Below are 15600 nucleotides of genomic sequence, written 5' to 3'. Positions count from 1 at the left end.
GGCTACTCCGCCGCGCCGCTTGAGGCGCGGCCCGCCGCGCGGCGGATCAGCGACCGGCCGGTCATCTCGGCGGGCTGCGGCAGCTTCATCAGGTCGAGCATGGTCGGCGCTATGTCGGCCAGCTTGCCATCGGCCAGGCCCACCGCGCCGGCCGGTCCGTTGACCAGCATCAGCGGCACCAGGTTGAGGGTATGGGCGGTGTGCGGGCCGCCGTTGACCGGGTCGCGCATCATCTCGCAGTTGCCGTGGTCGGCGGTGACCAGCAGGGTTCCGCCCTGCGCGGCGATGGCGTCGACCAGGCGCCCCAGGCACGTGTCCACCGCCTCGACCGCCTTGATCGCGGCTTCCAGGATTCCGGAGTGGCCGACCATGTCGGGGTTGGCGAAGTTGATCACCAGCATGTCGAACTTGCCGGAACCCACCGCCTCGACCGCCTTGTCCGCCAGTTCCGGCGCCGACATCTCGGGTTGCAGGTCGTAGGTCGCGACCTTGGGGGAGGGCACCATGATGCGCTCCTCGCCCGGATAGACCTTTTCCTCCCCGCCGTTGAAGAAGAAGGTCACGTGCGGGTACTTCTCGGTCTCGGCCATGCGAAGCTGGGTCAGCCCGGCGTCGGACACGACCTTGCCCAGCACGTTGGTCAGTTCCTTCGGCGGGAAGATCGCGCTCAGGTACTCGTTCAGCTCGGCCGAATACTCGACCATGCCGGCGGCGGCGGCGAAGCGGATCGGGTTGCGCCGGTCGAAGCCCTTGAAGGCGGGGTCGAGCAGGGCGGCCAGGATCTCCCGCGCGCGGTCGGCGCGGAAATTGGCCATCAGGAGGCCGTCGCCGTCCTTCATGCCGGTATAGCCGTCGATCACCGTGGGCAGGACGAACTCGTCGCCCGTGTCCGCCGCGTAGGCGGCGTCGATCGCGGCCAGCGGGTCCGGCGCTTCCAGGCCCTGGGCCGCGACCATCGCGTTGTAGGCCCGTTCCACGCGCTCCCAGCGCTTGTCGCGGTCCATGGCGTAGTAGCGCCCGTCGATCGTGCCGAAGGCGATGCCGGGCACGCCCTCGATCGACTTCAGGAACTCGCCCACCTGCTCGCGGGCGCTGCGCGGCGGCACGTCGCGGCCGTCCAGGAAGCCGTGGACCACGACCGGCACGCCGGCGGCGCCGAGCGCCTTGCACAGGGCGGTGAAATGGGATTGGTGGCTGTGCACGCCGCCGGGGGACAGCAGGCCCATCAGGTGGCAGGAGCCGCCCGAGCCCTTCAGCGCGTCGATCAGGCCGTTCAGCGCGGGGTTATGCTCCAGCTCGCCTTCGGCGATCGCCCTGTCGATCATCGGCAGGTCCTGGAACACGACCCGGCCGGCGCCGAGATTCATGTGGCCGACCTCGGAGTTGCCGATCTGGCCCCTGGGAAGGCCGACATCCTCCTCCGACGCGTGCAGGAACGCGCGGGGACAGGACTGCCAAAGCCGGTCGAACACGGGAGTATGGGCCTGCGCCACGGCGTTGTCCGCCGGATCCTCGCGATAGCCCCAGCCATCGAGAACGCAGAGGACGACGGGGCGGGGGCGTTTGGTATCGGTCATGGCGGACATAGCACTATCCCAGTTTGGTAAAGGATCCGTTTCGGCAGCCGATTGAAACAGTCCGTATCAAACAGGCCGGATCCAACAGACAGTTTATGCACGATGATAAGGGTGTCCCGCCAGAATCTGTTGTGCCCTGTACAATTGCTCCGCCAGCATGGCGCGCACCATCAGGTGGGGCCAGGTCATGGGACCCAGCGCCAGCATCAGGTCCGCCCGCTTCGCCACCGCCTCTCCGTGGCCGTCCGCGCCGCCGATCAGGAAGGCCACGTCGCCGACCCCCGTGTCCCGCCAGCCTCCGAGCCGTTCGGCGAAGCGCTCGCTCGGCAGGGCCGTGCCACGCTCATCGAGCGCCACGATCATGGCAGCATTGGGGACGGCCGACAGCAGCAGGTCGGCTTCCAGGCGTTTCAGTTCGTCCGGCGGCACGCGCTTCTTCGACTCGACCTCCTTGAGGACGAGCGGCCAGGTCATCCGCCGGGCGTACTCCTCGTACAGGTCGCGCGCCGCCCCGGCCCGCGCCCGCCCGACGGCGGCGAGCCAGATCTTCATGGACCTACCTTCCAAGTGCCGGATCGTACCGCGTCAGGCCGGCCGGTCAGGCGTAAAGCATGTCCTGCCGCGCCGCCGGCGGCTCGATGCCCCACATCTTCTCGATATTGTAGAAGCTGCGGACCTCGGGCCGGAACAGGTGGACGATGACGTCGCCGGCATCGATCAGGACCCAGTCCGCCTGCGGCAGGCCCTCGATCTCGACGGCCGCGGCCCCGGCAACCTTCAGCTTCTCGCGCAGATGCTCGGCCATGGCGCCGACCTGCCGCGTCGAGCGGCCCGATGCCACGACCATGTAGTCCGCGATGGTGGTTTTGCCGGCGAGGTCGATCACGACGATGTCCTCGGCCTTGTCGTCGTCCAGCGACTTGACGACCAGCTCGCTGAGCTGCCTGGGCAGGTCCATATGGGAGAGTTCCACATGGGGGAGCTGTTGTGAATTCGACCCGTTCTCAGGGGTCTGTTGCATGAACGTAGCTATGGCTTTCACCTCTATTGAACCGGTTGACCGCCGGAAGCGGCCGCCGCGGCTTGCGCGCGACGCTTCCGGATTTCCGTCGCCGATGCCGGATGCAACGGGTTCTGGAAAAACACCCAGGCCGGCGGCTGCATTCCCGCGAGCCCCCGGGCCCGGGCCTGGCCGACCCGGCGACACCTGTAACGTTGCGCGGCCTGGCCGTGCAACGCACTTAAAGAATATGGAGGACGGCTGAAGACTGCAACGGGTGTCCGGTTAAAGATTCGCGTCCAGTTCTGCCAGTGCGGGATCTGGGTCAGGTTATCGGCACCCATCAGCCAGACGAAGCGGGTCCGCGGGAAGTACCGGTGCAGCCCGGCCAGGGTCTCCGCCGTGAAGCGGGTTTCCAGCGCGCACTCCACGTCGGTGACGACGATCCGCGGGTGCCGGGCGACCAGCCGGCCGCCGGCCAGCCGCTCTTCTAGCGACGCCATGTCGCGGGTCGATTTCAGCGGGTTCTGCGGGCTGACCAGCCACCAGACATAATCCAGGTCGAGCAGCTTGAGCGCCAGCAGGCTGATGTGGCGGTGCCCTTCGTGGGCCGGGTTGAACGACCCGCCGAGCAGGCCGACCCGCCGGCCGGCCCAGGTCCGGCCGCCGTAGGGAGTCACCCTCGTCACGCCGGGTCCGGGCTCCCGGCCGGAATTCCGGTCACGTTCCTGTTCATGGGCGGATCTGCCCGGTGCCGCGGACCTGGTACTTGTAGCTGGTCAGCTGCTCGGCGCCGACCGGGCCGCGGGCGTGGAGCTTGCCGGTGGAAATGCCGATCTCCGCCCCCATGCCGAACTCCCCGCCGTCGGCGAACTGGGTCGAGGCGTTCAGCAGCACGATGCCGCTGTCCACCTGGCTGAGGAACTTCTCGGCCGCCGCGGCGTCCTCGGTCACGATGCTGTCGGTATGGTGCGAGCCGTGGCGGTTGACGTGCTCGATCGCGGCGTCGACGCCGTCCACCACCCGGACCGAGATTATCGCGTCCAGGTACTCCGTGTCCCAGTCGGCGGCCGTGGCCGGGACCGCGCGGCCGTCGATCCTCCGGGTCGCCTCGTCGCCGCGCACTTCGCAGCCGGCCGCGATCAGGCCGTCCAGGATGGCGGGCAGGACGGTTTCGGAGACGGAACGGTCGACCAGCAGCGTCTCGGCGGCACCGCAGACGGAAGTGCGGCGCATCTTGGCGTTCAGAACGATGTCGCGCGCCTTCTCCGGGTCGGCGGCGGCATCCACGTAGACGTGGCAGATGCCGTCGAGATGCTTGATCACGGGGATCCGGCTTTCCGCCGCGACCCGCTGGATCAGCGACTTGCCGCCGCGCGGGATGATCACGTCGATGTCGTCCACCATGGTCAGCATGATGCCGACGGCGGCGCGGTCGGTGGTCGGCACCAGCTGGACCGCGGCCTCGGGCAGGCCGGCGGCGCGCAGGCCCTCCCGCATGCAGGCGGTGACGGCCCGCGAGGATTCGAAGCTGTCGGAGCCGCCGCGCAGGATGCAGGCGTTGCCCGACTTCAGGCACAGCCCGCCGGCGTCGGCGGTGACGTTGGGGCGGCTCTCGTAGACGATGCCGATGACGCCCAGCGGAACGCGGACGCGGGCGATCCTCAGCCCGTTGGGCCGGTCCCACTCCGCCATGACGGTGCCGATCGGGTCGGGCAGGGCGGCCACGCCCTCCAGGCCCTTGGCGATGCCCTCCACCCGCGCCCCGTCCAGCTTCAGCCGGTCGATCAGGGAGGACGCCATGCCGCGCGCCTCAGCGTTGGCGACGTCGCGGGCATTGGCATCCAAAATCGCGGGGGACCGCTCCCGGATCGCGGCGGCCGCCGCGCGCAGCGCCGCGTCCTTCCGCTCGGTCGGGGCCAGGGCAAGCACCGCCGCCGCGGCGCGCGCGGCGCGCCCCAACTGCTGCATTTCCCCCTGCAAGGGATCGACGGTGTGCTTGACGGCGGTCACGGCGGCTTACTCCCGGTCTTGGTTTCCGTGGGGGCGGGACTTTAGGTGATTTTCCGGTCCCGGAGAAGGGCTGTCCAGTCGATCTCGTCCAGTTGCCCGACGATCCGGTCCACCGGGTCGAATTCCAGCGTCCGATGCTGCGGCCAGGCGATGGTGACCATGCCCGCCGCCTTGGCGGCGCGGGCGCCGATCGGGCTGTCCTCCACCGCGACGCAGGCGTCTGGCGGCACCCCCAGCCGTTCGGCGGCGCGCAGGTACGGCTCCGGGTCGGGCTTGCCGCGTGTCACGTCGTCGCGCGACAGGGCGAAGCCCAGCGCCTCGGGCATGGCGATGACGCCCATGTTCGCCTCGACCACGCGGCGGGCGCTGTTCGACACGCAGGCCTGGACGATGCCCCCGCCCGCCAAGGCGGCGACCTTTTCCAGCGCGCCGGCGCGCGGCGGCACGTCGGCCACATGGGTGACGTAGTAGTCGGAGCAGGCGGCGGCGAACTCCGGCAGGTCGAGCGGCAGCGGCTGGACGGCGTTCAGCATGGCGTAGACCTCCGCCATTGAGCGGCCCAGCAGGCGGTCGTAGTCGGCCTTCGCCAGGGTCTGGCCGTGGCTTTCGCAGACCGCGACGAAGGACTTGAAGTGATGGGGCTCGCTGTCCAGCAACGTGCCGTCGATGTCCCAGAGGACGGCTCTTATCATCGGAGGTTCCGGATTTTCGGGCGGAGTGCGTGTCAGGAAAGGACCAGGTCGTCGCGGTGGATCATCTCGGTGCGTCCCTGGTAGCCCAGGATGTCGGCGGTGTCCTGGCTGTGGTGGCCCATGATCAGCCGGGCGTCGTCGGCCGCGTAGGCGGTCAGGCCGCGCGCCAGTTCGCGCCCGTCCGCGGCCCGGACCACCACGGCGTCGCCGCGCTGGAAGTCGCCGTCGACCGAGACCACGCCGGCCGGCAGCAGGCTGCTGCCGCGGGCCAGCGCCGCAGCCGCGCCGGCATCCACCACCAGCGTGCCGCGGGCATTGAGATGCCCGGCGATCCAGCGCTTGCGCGCGGTCCTGGGTTCGGCGCCAGGCAGGAACCAGGTGCAGGGCGCGCCGCCCTGGGCGGCGGGCGCGTCGAGGGCCGACAGCGCGTTCATCCGCTTGCCCTTGGCGATCACCATGCGGCAGCCCGCCGCCAGCGCGATCCGGGCGGCGGCGATCTTGGTGACCATCCCGCCGGAGCTGTAGCCGGGCGGCGGCTCGCCGGCCATGCCCTCGATCTCGGGCGTCAGTTCCCGGACCTCGGGGATCAGGGTGGCCGTGGGGTCGCGGCGCGGGTCGGCGGTGTAGAGGCCGTCGATGTCGGACAGCAGCACCAGCGTGTCGGCGCTGACCATCTGGGCGACGCGGGCGGCCAGCCGGTCGTTGTCGCCGAACCGGATCTCCGACGTGGCGACCGTGTCGTTCTCGTTGATCACCGGGACGGCGCCCAGCTTCAGCAGCGTGTCGATGGTGCTGCGGGCGTTGAGGTGGCGCCGCCGCTCCTCGGTGTCGTCCAGGGTCAGCAGGATCTGGGCGACGGTCACCTCGTGGCGGGCCAGCGTCTCCTGGTAGGCGTGGGCCAGCCGGATCTGCCCGGTCGCCGCGGCTGCCTGCTTCTCCTCCAGCCGCAGGGGCCGGCCGATCAGGCCCAGATGCTCGCGCCCGACGGCGATGGCGCCGGACGAGACGATGATGACTTCCTGGCCGCGCGCCCTGCACGCCGCGACATCGTCGGCCATGGCGTCCAGCCAGTCGCGCCGGACCTTGCCCGTGGTCTCGTCCACCAGCAGGGCCGAGCCGATCTTGACGATCAGCCGCCGCGCGTCGCGCAGGGTGGGTGCGCGGCTGGCGGAGGTCTCTTCGGCGGCGGCGGCGGCGGCCAGGTCAGTCGGCATGATCGTCTTCGTCGTCCAGGTCGTCGTCGAGGTCTTCGTCTTCGAGGTCTCGGGGGTCTTTCCCGTCCGGCTCCCGGCCGGGTTCCGCCAGGGTGCGTTCGCCGTGGTGGACCGGGACCGGGTGGCGCCGTCCGGGGGCGGCCTCCTCGGCCTCCTCCTCGCGCGCGTCCTTGATCCGGCGGAGCAGTTCGAACAGGACGGGCTGCACGCCGGTGCCGGTGGCGCCGGACAGCACCATGACCGGAGCGCCGGCGACCTCTTCGAGGATCGCCTTCTTCTCCGCGATCTCCTCGTCGTACAGGCTGTCGCACTTGTTGAGGCCGATGATCTCCTGCTTCTCGGCGAGACCGTGGCCGTAGGCCTCCAGCTCGCCGCGGATCACCGAATAGGCCTCGGCCACGTCCTCCTGGGTGCCGTCGATCAGGTGGAGCAGCACGCGGGTGCGCTCCACATGGCCGAGGAAGCGGTCGCCCAGGCCGGAGCCCTCGTGGGCGCCCTCGATCAGTCCGGGGATGTCGGCCAGCACGAACTCCTCCTCGCCGACATAGACGACGCCGAGGTTGGGCTGGAGCGTGGTGAAGGGATAGTCGGCGATCTTGGGCCTGGCGCGCGACGAGGCGGCCAGGAAGGTCGATTTGCCGGCATTGGGCAGCCCGACCAGGCCGGCGTCGGCGATCAGCTTCAGCCGAAGCCAGACCCAGCGTTCCTCGCCCGGCCAGCCGGGGTGGCTCTGGCGCGGCGCGCGGTTGGTCGAGGACTTGTAGTGGGCGTTGCCGAAACCGCCGTCGCCGCCGCGCAGCAGCACGACGCGCTGCCCGACCTCGACCATGTCGGCCAGGACGGTTTCCTGGTCGTCGTCGAGCACCTGGGTCCCGACGGGGACGCGCAGCACGATGTCCTCGCCCTTGCCGCCCGACCGGTCGCGGCCCATGCCGTGGCCGCCGCGCGGCGCCTTGAAATGCTGCTGGTAGCGGTAGTCGATCAGCGTGTTGAGGCCTTCGACCGCCTCGATGATCACGTCGCCGCCCTTGCCGCCGTCGCCGCCGTCCGGCCCGCCGAACTCGATGAACTTCTCGCGCCGGAAGGCGACGATGCCGGGCCCGCCGTCACCGCTCTTCAGGAACACCTTGGCTTGATCGAGGAATTTCATGGCTCGGATGTCAACAAATGTCAGCAGAAAACGTCATCTGCGGGAGGTGGGGAGCACGGGCCGGCGAGGGTAGGGGAGGCGCAAACGGAAATCGGGGGGACGGCTGAACCGACCCCCCGATTATCCAGACCCGGACTGCAGGATGCTGGGGCGCCGTTATTCGGCCGCCGCCGGCGCTTCCTCGGCCTTGTTCCCGTTCACCGAGACGAAGGTCCGGCCGGCGATCGACTTGCGGAAGCTGACCTGCCCCTCGACCAGGGCGAACAGGGTGTGGTCCTTGCCGACGCCGACATTGGCGCCGGGATGGAACTGGGTGCCGCGCTGGCGCACGATGATGTTGCCGGCGAGAACGCTCTCCCCGCCATACTTCTTGACGCCGAGACGCCGGCCGGCGCTGTCGCGACCGTTGCGGGAGCTACCGCCTGCCTTTTTATGTGCCATTGCTCTGAACTCCTATGGGCCAGGATCGTACCGATCGGGGGTGTCGAGCGCGGGTTACGCGCTGATCCCGGTGATGCGCAGCACGGTCAGGTCCTGACGGTGCCCGTTCTTGCGCCGGTAGTTCTGGCGACGCTTCTTCTTGAAGACGATGATCTTCGGACCGCGATCCTGGGCGATGACTTCGGCGGTGACCGCAGCCCCTGCGACCAGGGGGGTGCCGACCGTCGTGCTGCCGGCATCGCTGACCATCAGGACTTCGTCGAAGTTGATGGAAGCGCCAGCCTCGCCGGCCAGTTTCTCGACCTTGATCACGTCGCCGTTGGCGACTTTGTACTGCTTGCCGCCGGTGCGGATCACTGCGAACATGTTTGCCACTGCCGTATCTGAATACAAACTACGGGCACGACAAACCTCGTCCGAGATTTGAGCCCGCTGGTAAGGAGCGGCGACTATACTCACCGGCGGCGGAGAGTCAACAGGGGGATTGCGGATTCCGGATCCTCCGGATGGACTCAAGAAAGATAGAGTATGTTTCCATCGGCCGTGCGGCGCTCGATCGCAGGACGGTGCGGCGATCAAGGGATCGGCTACGCCTGGATGGGCTTGCCGGACCTGGGGGCGTGCTCCTGAAAGCCTCGCCTGATATTGCTCCGCGAGAGCAAAGATGGTCTTGCGGAGGCCGGCTCCATACGCTAGTTTCCGCGCCGCTTCGCCGCCGTGCGGTGGTTGAAGCTGCTGCGTCGGACGGGTGGTCGAGTGGTTGAAGGCACCGCACTCGAAATGCGGCGTACCTGCAAGGGTACCGTGGGTTCGAATCCCACCCCGTCCGCCATATTCTACGGGACGAACATTCTCCAGTCCCGGATTCGCCTCTGAAATCCTCAGTAACTGCGCGGTACAGCGCGATGACTTGTTGACTGACCGATTTTCCGTCTACGCGGCCGGCGTTCTCTCTCCCGCCGTTTTCTCTGGACCTGTTGACTGCCGTAGGTCGGTACTGAACCGCACCGAGTTTGCCGGAGACCGCTTGCGTTGAGTCATCCTGAAATGACAATGCCTTCTGGTGCAAGGTTAACGTGCTCCAGCTTCGGTCAGAGGAATCCCCGATCGGTGCGATCAGGCGCGGGCCGATGAGTCAAGCAACCCATTCCTGAGTGGCGAAATCGAGGCCTTCCGGGCTACGCCAAGCACCGGATCGCCTCGTGTCGTGTATAACCCCGTGTTCCGACACCCTTCGACCCTCCAGCTCCCCACGCGCATCACCCGCCCGGTCAAGCTCGTCCGTGCCTCCCTACGCCGGGACCGCCGCCAGGGGCCGCGCGGACTCGCGGATCGGCAGGTGGACTAGCGCGCTGAAGGCGCCGATGCCGACGCCGATCCACCACACGGCGTCGTAGCTGCCATAGGCGTCGTAGAGCCGGCCGCCGAGCCAGACGCCCATGAAGCTTCCCAGCTGGTGGCTCAGGAACACGATGCCGTAGAGCGTGCCCATGTAGCGCAGACCGTAGAGATGGGCGACAAGGCCCGACGTGAGGGGCACCGTGGCCAGCCACAGGCTGCCCATCAGGGCCGAGAACACGAGCACCGTGGTCGGCGTCATCGGCGTCAGGATGAACCAGGCCGAGATCACTGTGCGGCCCGTGTAGATTCCGGCCAGCAGGTATTTCTTGGTGAAGCGCTTCCCGGCCCAGCCGGCCGCCAGCGTGCCCGCGATGTTGCCGAGCCCGATTATCGAGATCGCGACGGCGCCCAGGGCGCCTGTCGTCGTGATCCCCATCGAGTGCAGCACGCTTCCGAGCATGATCGGCCCGCAGACCTCCGCCACGAAGGCCGGGAAATGGGCCGTGACGAAGGCGAGCTGGTAGCCGCAGGAGAAGAACCCCAGGAAGATCAGCGCGAAGCTCGGGTCGCGCAGCGCTCCGAGCACTACCGTTCCCATGTTCTGCTGAAGCTCCGCCCTGGAGACGGGGGCGGGCGAGCGCATCCAGGGCAGCACCAGCAGCACCGCCAGGATCAGCCCCGCGAAGACCAGGAACACGCCCTGCCACGGCATCAGCGCCAGCAGGCCCTCGGCCAGCGGCGGTCCCAGCACCTGTCCGGCGGACCCGGCGGCGGTCACGACGGCGAGCGACATGGAGCGGTTCTCGTCCGACGAGGCCCGGCCGACGACGGCCAGCACCACGCCGAACCCGGTGCCTGCGATGCCCAGCCCTACCAGCACCTCGTAGAGGTGGTGCTGGATCGGCATGGTGGCGCCCGCCGAAAGCACGAGGCCCAGCGCGTAGGCCAAGGCACCGAGGATGATCGCCTTGCGGTCGCCGATCTTCTCGGCCAACGCCCCGAAGAGCGGCTGGCCGAAGCCCCAGGCGAGGTTCTGGATCGCGATGGCGAGGGAGAACTCCGCGCGCGGCCAGTTGAACTCCATCGCGATGGGAAGCTGGAAGACGCCGAAGGAGGCGCGGATGGCGAAGCCCACCAGCACCACCAGGCAGCCGGAGAGGAGGACGGGCGTGAGGAGGGGGGATCGCTGGACCATCCCAAATCTCTGCGCCCGGGTCGAAACCCTGTCAACCGGCGGATATGCGCGGCCTGCCATGCACGGGGCGAGGTGGAAAACGCGGATGAACCGCTCAGTGCCCGAACCCTCCCCGGGCCATCGCGAGGTGGTGCGCCTGGTGGTGGCCGCCCCGGGCCATGATGCCGTTGAAGCCGAGGCCGCGGATCCTCGCGGCCTGCCCGGAGTCGGCGGCGGTCGCGGTCAGCACGACGCCGGTCGTCGCCGGTTCCGCCCGGACCGACCACCCGTCCATGCCGTCGATCTCCCGGGCGTGGGCGGTGACCATCCGGCGGATCGCCTCCAGGGTGCGCCCTTCGCCGGAAACCTCGTAGCGCGCCCCGCCCTCCACCGGCGTCGCCAGGACCGTCGCGTTCAGCGTGACCTCGTTCATGTCGACGAGGTGCCGGCGCAAGGCCTCGATGTCCACCTTGGACCAGTCGGTGGCCGGATCGGCATCCAGGATCCGGACGATCTCCTGGATCGCGCCGAAGGCGTCCTGGCCCGGCATCGTCGGGACCGCACCGGCCGCAGGGGCGGTCATGGACGCGTGGTGGCCCGCATGATGGGCGCCATGGTCGATCGGCGGCGCGGTCGTCGGCGCGGTCTGGGCCACCGCTCCTCCTCCGGCGGCGAGGGCGGCGAGGATGGAAGCTAAGGCTATCGCGGCGGCATTGGTGCGGATCGGCATGACGTCCTCCCGGGTGTCTCCGCCCGAGGATAGCGTGACGGCGTCCGGCCGCCTATGTTCCTGATCACGCGGGACGCTTCCCCGGCGCTCCGGACCACCCCCGCAAGCCCGAGTACGACCGACATGAAGCTGTTCCTGGATCTCGACGGCGTGCTGGCCGATTTCGACCGCGGGGTCGAGGCCGTGACCGGCAGGCGCCCCGACCAGCTGCCGCTCAAGCGCATGTGGCAGGCGCTCGCCAAGGCGCCGGACTTCTACGGAACCCTGGAGATGATGCACGACGCCCAGGTGCTGTGGGAGTTCTGCAAGCCCCACGGGCCGACCATCCTGACCGGCCTGCCCATGGGAGACTGGGCGCCGGATCAGAAGCGCCGCTGGGTCGCGGCCATGCTGGGCGCCGACGTTCCGGTCATCACCTGCATGACGCGCGACAAGGCGCGCTTCGCCGGCCCGGACCATGTGCTGGTGGACGACCGGGCCGGCACGCGGGCTCCCTGGGAGGCGGCGGGCGGCGTCTTCATCCTTCACACCGGCGCCGCCAGCTCGATCGCCGACCTGAAGCGGCTGGGTTTCTGAAACGGCTGGATTGAAGAACCGGCCGGCCGCGTTCACGCGATGGGGACCGGCGGCTCCGCGCCGTCGGTGACGGCCCACAGCTCGCCCTTTTCCAGGTCGAACCACCAGCCATGGAGCTGAAGCTCGCCGGTCTCGACGCGGTCGCGCACCCAAGGGAAGGTCAACAGGTTGGCCAGCGAGACCTTGAGGGCCGCCTGCTCGACCAGCCGGGCGCCGTCCGGGCCGGCCAGGGTCGCGGAGTCGGCGCAGTGGCAGGCCTCCTGCGCGATCGAGACCCAGGGGGCGATGAACTCGCGGTCGGACCGCTCGCCGAGCGCCGAATTGCGGAGCGCCGCCATGCCGCCGCAGCGGGAATGGCCCAGCACCACGATATGCGAGACCTTCAGGTCGCGGACGGCGAATTCCAGCGCGGCGCTGGTGCCGTGATGCCGGTCGTCGGGCTCGTAGGGCGGGACGAGGTTGGCGACGTTGCGCACCACGAACAGCTCGCCAGGCTGCGCATTGAGCATCAGGGCCGGATCGACCCGCGAATCCGAGCAGGCGATCATCAGAACCTCGGGCGACTGCCCGCGGCTGACAAGCTGCTCGAACAGTTCGGGGCGGTGTTCGAAGTTCGAAACACGGAACGCCCTGAACCCGGCGATAAGCCGATCGATGGAAGACATGGTGGCTCTCTCCACGAAAGTTCAAGCAGTGATCCCGACGCGCCCGCCGAATGCCCGCGACACGACAGGGTCGAACAGGAAGCAAGCCGCGCGCCAGTTTCGGCGAGCAGGAAATGCCTCGTCTCCTATGTTTCTGGCAAGCTTATTCTCTGCGCAGATCCGCGCTCCGTTGTCGCAAAGGCGGGCGTTCCGATGCATTGCCGGCGGCCGCAGGCTTCCCCGGCTTCGAGCGTCCTTCGGGTGCATATGGTTTCACAGGGCCGTCACGCCCGAGCGGGAGTAATTCCGCAGATCGCTGTTGTAGAGGATGAAACGTTGCGGCCAAGAGATGCCGCAACGCAAACAACTCGGCAACAGGGGACGCTGGAGATGAAGCACTACGCAAGGATCGGACTGCTGCTCACGGGTGTACTCTTTTCATCCGTCGCTTTTTCCGCCGTCACCGTCGCCCAAACCTCGTCCGGCGGCTCATTGCCGCTCAGCTACACCCAGCCGCTGTCGCCCCAGGCGCAGAAGGAAGTCCAGCGCCGCCTGAAGGAACTGGGGGCCTATACGGGCGCCGTGGACGGCATCTGGGGCCGCGACAGCCAGGAGGCGCTGGAGAGCTTCCAGCGAAGCCGCGGGCTCCAGGTCACCAACGGCCTGAACCAGGCGACGCTCGCGACCATGGGCGTCCAGCCGAACGACCTGCTCGGGCTCGACGCCGGGTCCGGCACGGCGGCGCTTCCGGCGGAGGTCCAGGGCAAGGCGCTCTCGACCGACGCGGTCCGCACCATCCAGGGGCGGCTGAAGCAGCTCGGCCTCTATGCCGGCGAGACCGACGGCATCTGGGGCGAGAGCACGCAGGCCGCGCTGGAGCGGTTCCAGCGCGACCGCGGCCTGCAGGTGACCGGCACGGTCACGCCCAACACGCTGACGACCATGGGCCTGGACTCCCAGGTCGTGCTGGCCGGGGTCGACTGACCCCGGCCCACGGTCGGGACTTCGGCCGGAACGGCGATTCCGGCCTCAGCCCCGGCCTACGAACGGCATCTTGGTCGCCATCACGGTCATGAACAGCACGTTGGCCTCCAGCGGCAGGCCGGCCATGTGAACCACGGCGTTCGCGACGTGCCGCGGGTCCATCCGCGGCTCCGGCGCGAACGAGCCGTCGGCCTGCTGCACGCCTTCCTTCATCCGCTCGGTCATGTCGGTCGCGGCGTTGCCGATATCGATCTGGCCGCAGGCGATGTCGTATTTCCGGCCGTCCAGCGAGGTGGACTTGGTCAGGCCGGTGATCGCGTGCTTGGTCGCGGTATAGGGCGCCGAGTTGGGCCGGGGCGCCGTGGCGGAGATCGAGCCGTTGTTGATGATCCTGCCGCCGCGGGGCTCCTGGTCCTTCATCAGCCGGAAGGCGCCCTGGGTGCACAGGAACGCGCCGGTCAGGTTCACGTCCACCACCCACTTCCACTGGTCGAAGGTCAGTTCCTCCAGCGGGATCGCCGGGGCGCCGCTGCCGGCATTGTTGAACAGCAGGTCGAGCCGGCCGAACGCCTCCTTCGTCTTCGCGAAAAGCCCGTCGACAGACGCCGGGTCGCCGATGTCGGTCGGAACCACCAGCGTGCGCCGGCCGAACCCGGCGCCTTGCGCCGCGGTCTCCTCCAGCGGTTCCTGGCGGCGGCCGGCCAGGACGACGGAATACCCCGCCTCCAGCAGGGCCAGGGCCACGGACCTGCCGATTCCCGTCCCTGCGCCGGTGACCAGCGCGATCTTTTCCGTGGAAGCCATGTTCTTTCCCCCCCTCGTGCTTCGGGCTTCATGATGCCCCTTCATCAAGCATGCCGCGGCAGGGATGGCAACCTTGACAGCAGCAGCAGCGGGAGCTAGGGAGTCGGCCAAACCGGATCCGGGCCCCTCTGGTAGGTGGGTCGCCACCTATGATGTCGGATCCCTCCCTCTGCTTTTGCGCCGACGGGTGTGACCGCATCTGGAGGGGCCGATGGAAACATCACCCTTTATTTGGATAGGCTTCAACGCCTTCATCCTCGTACTGCTCGCGCTCGATTTGGGCGTCTTCAACCGCCGCCCCCATCAGATCACCGTCCGCGAGGCGCTGATCGCAAGCTCCTGCTACATCTCCCTCGCCTTCGCCTTCAACGGCGGCATCTACTGGTTCATGGGGATGGACAAGGGGCTGGAGTTCACCACCGGCTACCTGATCGAATGGAGCCTGTCGGTCGACAACATCTTCGTCATGGCGATGATCTTCGGACACTTCGCCGTGCCGCCGCAATACCAGCACCGCGTGCTGTTCTGGGGCATCCTGGGCGCGCTGGTCATGCGCGCGGCCCTGATCTTCGCCGGCACCGCGCTGATCCACCAGTTCCACTGGACGATCTACCTGTTCGGCGCGTTCCTGCTGTTCACCGGCTTCAAGATGCTGTTCTCGTCGGACGAGGAGAAGAACCTCGACGACAACCGCATCCTGCGCTTCGTCCGCTCCCGCGTCCGCATGACCGACAACTACGAGGGCACCGCCTTCTTCGTGCGGCGCAACGGGCTTCTGCTGGCGACGCCGATGCTGCTCGTGCTGGTGATGATCGAGGCGACCGACCTGATGTTCGCGCTCGACAGCGTTCCGGCGATCTTCGCGGTGACCAAAGACCCGTTCATCGTCTACACCTCCAATGTCTTCGCGATCCTCGGCCTGCGGTCTCTCTATTTCGCGCTGGCCGGCATCATCCACCGGTTCAGCTATCTGAAATACGGGCTGTCGCTCGTGCTGGTGTTCATCGGGACCAAGATGATGCTGATCGACATCTGGAAGATCCCGACGGCGCTGGCGCTCGGCGTCACCGCGACCCTGATCGGCGGCTCCGTCATCCTGTCCCTGGTCAAGACCCGGAACGAGCCCGTCCCGGAGGAACTCGCCAAGGTCGAGCACGACGTCGAGGAATACCGGGAGCAGGCGGAGGCGGCGCGCCCGTCCTGACGGCATCGCCGGTTCTCCCCTCTTGATCGGTTGTGTCGGGAGAGGGCATGGGCCTA

The 15600-nt window shown here is 68.4% G+C and carries 17 protein-coding genes and 1 tRNA gene; 4 read left to right on the top strand and 14 right to left on the bottom strand.

Translation table 11 applies throughout. The annotated features are described in order from the left end of the window. Positions 1–2 precede the first annotated feature (2 nt). The 10 genes from gpmI to rplU all read right to left on the bottom strand — a co-directional run bounded on the left by gpmI (position 3) and on the right by rplU (position 8453). Complete coding sequence (gene gpmI, locus DPR14_RS21170) at positions 3–1577, bottom strand: 2,3-bisphosphoglycerate-independent phosphoglycerate mutase (protein WP_158046910.1); 1575 nt, start codon at positions 1575–1577, stop codon at positions 3–5. Positions 1578–1670: 93 nt separating this feature from the next. After that, on the bottom strand, positions 1671–2129 hold the full coding sequence (gene rlmH / locus DPR14_RS21165; protein ID WP_158046909.1) for a 23S rRNA (pseudouridine(1915)-N(3))-methyltransferase RlmH: 459 nt from the start codon (positions 2127–2129) through the stop codon (positions 1671–1673). Between the two features lie 46 nt (positions 2130–2175). Beyond that, a complete protein-coding gene (gene rsfS, locus DPR14_RS21160) occupies positions 2176–2535 on the bottom strand; it encodes a ribosome silencing factor (RefSeq protein ID WP_158046908.1) in 360 nt (119 codons plus the stop codon). An 86-nt stretch (positions 2536–2621) separates the two neighbouring features. Then, on the bottom strand, positions 2622–3266 hold the full coding sequence (locus tag DPR14_RS21155; protein WP_158046907.1) for a nicotinate-nucleotide adenylyltransferase: 645 nt from the start codon (positions 3264–3266) through the stop codon (positions 2622–2624). 43 nt (positions 3267–3309) lie between these two features. After that, entirely contained in the window at positions 3310–4548 is a 1239-nt protein-coding gene (locus tag DPR14_RS21150; protein WP_158048280.1) for a glutamate-5-semialdehyde dehydrogenase, read from the bottom strand. An 83-nt stretch (positions 4549–4631) separates the two neighbouring features. After that, the gene (locus tag DPR14_RS21145) at positions 4632–5282 is read right to left on the bottom strand and encodes an HAD family hydrolase (protein ID WP_158046906.1); all 651 of its coding nucleotides are present in this window, start codon (positions 5280–5282) and stop codon (positions 4632–4634) included. Between the two features lie 32 nt (positions 5283–5314). Next, the gene (proB, locus tag DPR14_RS21140) at positions 5315–6496 is read right to left on the bottom strand and encodes a glutamate 5-kinase (protein WP_158046905.1); all 1182 of its coding nucleotides are present in this window, start codon (positions 6494–6496) and stop codon (positions 5315–5317) included. Next, positions 6486–7646 (bottom strand): GTPase ObgE, encoded by a 1161-nt coding sequence (obgE, locus tag DPR14_RS21135; RefSeq protein WP_158046904.1) that lies wholly within the window; start codon positions 7644–7646, stop codon positions 6486–6488. Before obgE ends, proB begins: the two co-directional genes overlap by 11 nt. Before the next feature lie 156 nt (positions 7647–7802). Further along, positions 7803–8087 (bottom strand): 50S ribosomal protein L27, encoded by a 285-nt coding sequence (rpmA, locus tag DPR14_RS21130; protein WP_158046903.1) that lies wholly within the window; start codon positions 8085–8087, stop codon positions 7803–7805. A gap of 54 nt (positions 8088–8141) precedes the next feature. Then, positions 8142–8453, bottom strand: coding sequence for a 50S ribosomal protein L21 (rplU, locus tag DPR14_RS21125; protein ID WP_037457177.1), 312 nt, complete (start codon positions 8451–8453; stop codon positions 8142–8144). A gap of 376 nt (positions 8454–8829) precedes the next feature. On the opposite strand from rplU, the gene DPR14_RS21120 reads away from it, so the two are divergent. Beyond that, positions 8830–8919: transfer RNA gene (locus tag DPR14_RS21120), tRNA-Ser, on the top strand. Between the two features lie 459 nt (positions 8920–9378). Here DPR14_RS21120 and DPR14_RS21115 read toward each other — a convergent pair. Further along, positions 9379–10623, bottom strand: a complete 1245-nt coding sequence (locus tag DPR14_RS21115) for an MFS transporter (RefSeq protein ID WP_158046902.1) — start codon at positions 10621–10623, stop codon at positions 9379–9381. Positions 10624–10717: 94 nt separating this feature from the next. Beyond that, positions 10718–11332, bottom strand: coding sequence for a hypothetical protein (locus DPR14_RS21110; RefSeq protein ID WP_158046901.1), 615 nt, complete (start codon positions 11330–11332; stop codon positions 10718–10720). 123 nt (positions 11333–11455) lie between these two features. On the opposite strand from DPR14_RS21110, the gene DPR14_RS21105 reads away from it, so the two are divergent. Beyond that, positions 11456–11908, top strand: coding sequence for an HAD family hydrolase (locus tag DPR14_RS21105; RefSeq protein WP_158046900.1), 453 nt, complete (start codon positions 11456–11458; stop codon positions 11906–11908). Between the two features lie 32 nt (positions 11909–11940). Here DPR14_RS21105 and DPR14_RS21100 read toward each other — a convergent pair whose 3' ends face one another. Further along, on the bottom strand, positions 11941–12573 hold the full coding sequence (locus DPR14_RS21100; protein WP_158046899.1) for a carbonic anhydrase: 633 nt from the start codon (positions 12571–12573) through the stop codon (positions 11941–11943). Between the two features lie 369 nt (positions 12574–12942). Here DPR14_RS21100 and DPR14_RS21095 point away from each other — a divergent pair, with 369 nt between their 5' ends. Beyond that, positions 12943–13536, top strand: coding sequence for a peptidoglycan-binding domain-containing protein (locus DPR14_RS21095; RefSeq protein WP_192499072.1), 594 nt, complete (start codon positions 12943–12945; stop codon positions 13534–13536). A 45-nt stretch (positions 13537–13581) separates the two neighbouring features. Here the strand turns inward: DPR14_RS21095 and DPR14_RS21090 are convergent, their stop codons facing one another. Continuing rightward, positions 13582–14340: an SDR family oxidoreductase gene (locus DPR14_RS21090; protein ID WP_158046897.1), complete on the bottom strand. Its 759-nt coding sequence runs from the start codon at positions 14338–14340 to the stop codon at positions 13582–13584. Positions 14341–14551: 211 nt separating this feature from the next. Between DPR14_RS21090 and DPR14_RS21085 the strand changes: the two genes are divergently transcribed. Next, entirely contained in the window at positions 14552–15544 is a 993-nt protein-coding gene (locus tag DPR14_RS21085) for a TerC family protein (protein WP_158046896.1), read from the top strand. Positions 15545–15600: the final 56 nt, after the last annotated feature.

This window comes from Skermanella pratensis (assembly GCF_008843145.1).
GTDB classification, from domain to species: Bacteria; Pseudomonadota; Alphaproteobacteria; order Azospirillales; family Azospirillaceae; genus Skermanella; species Skermanella pratensis.
Note: the sequence above shows the minus strand (reverse complement) of the source record. Positions and strands in the feature narration are given on the sequence as shown.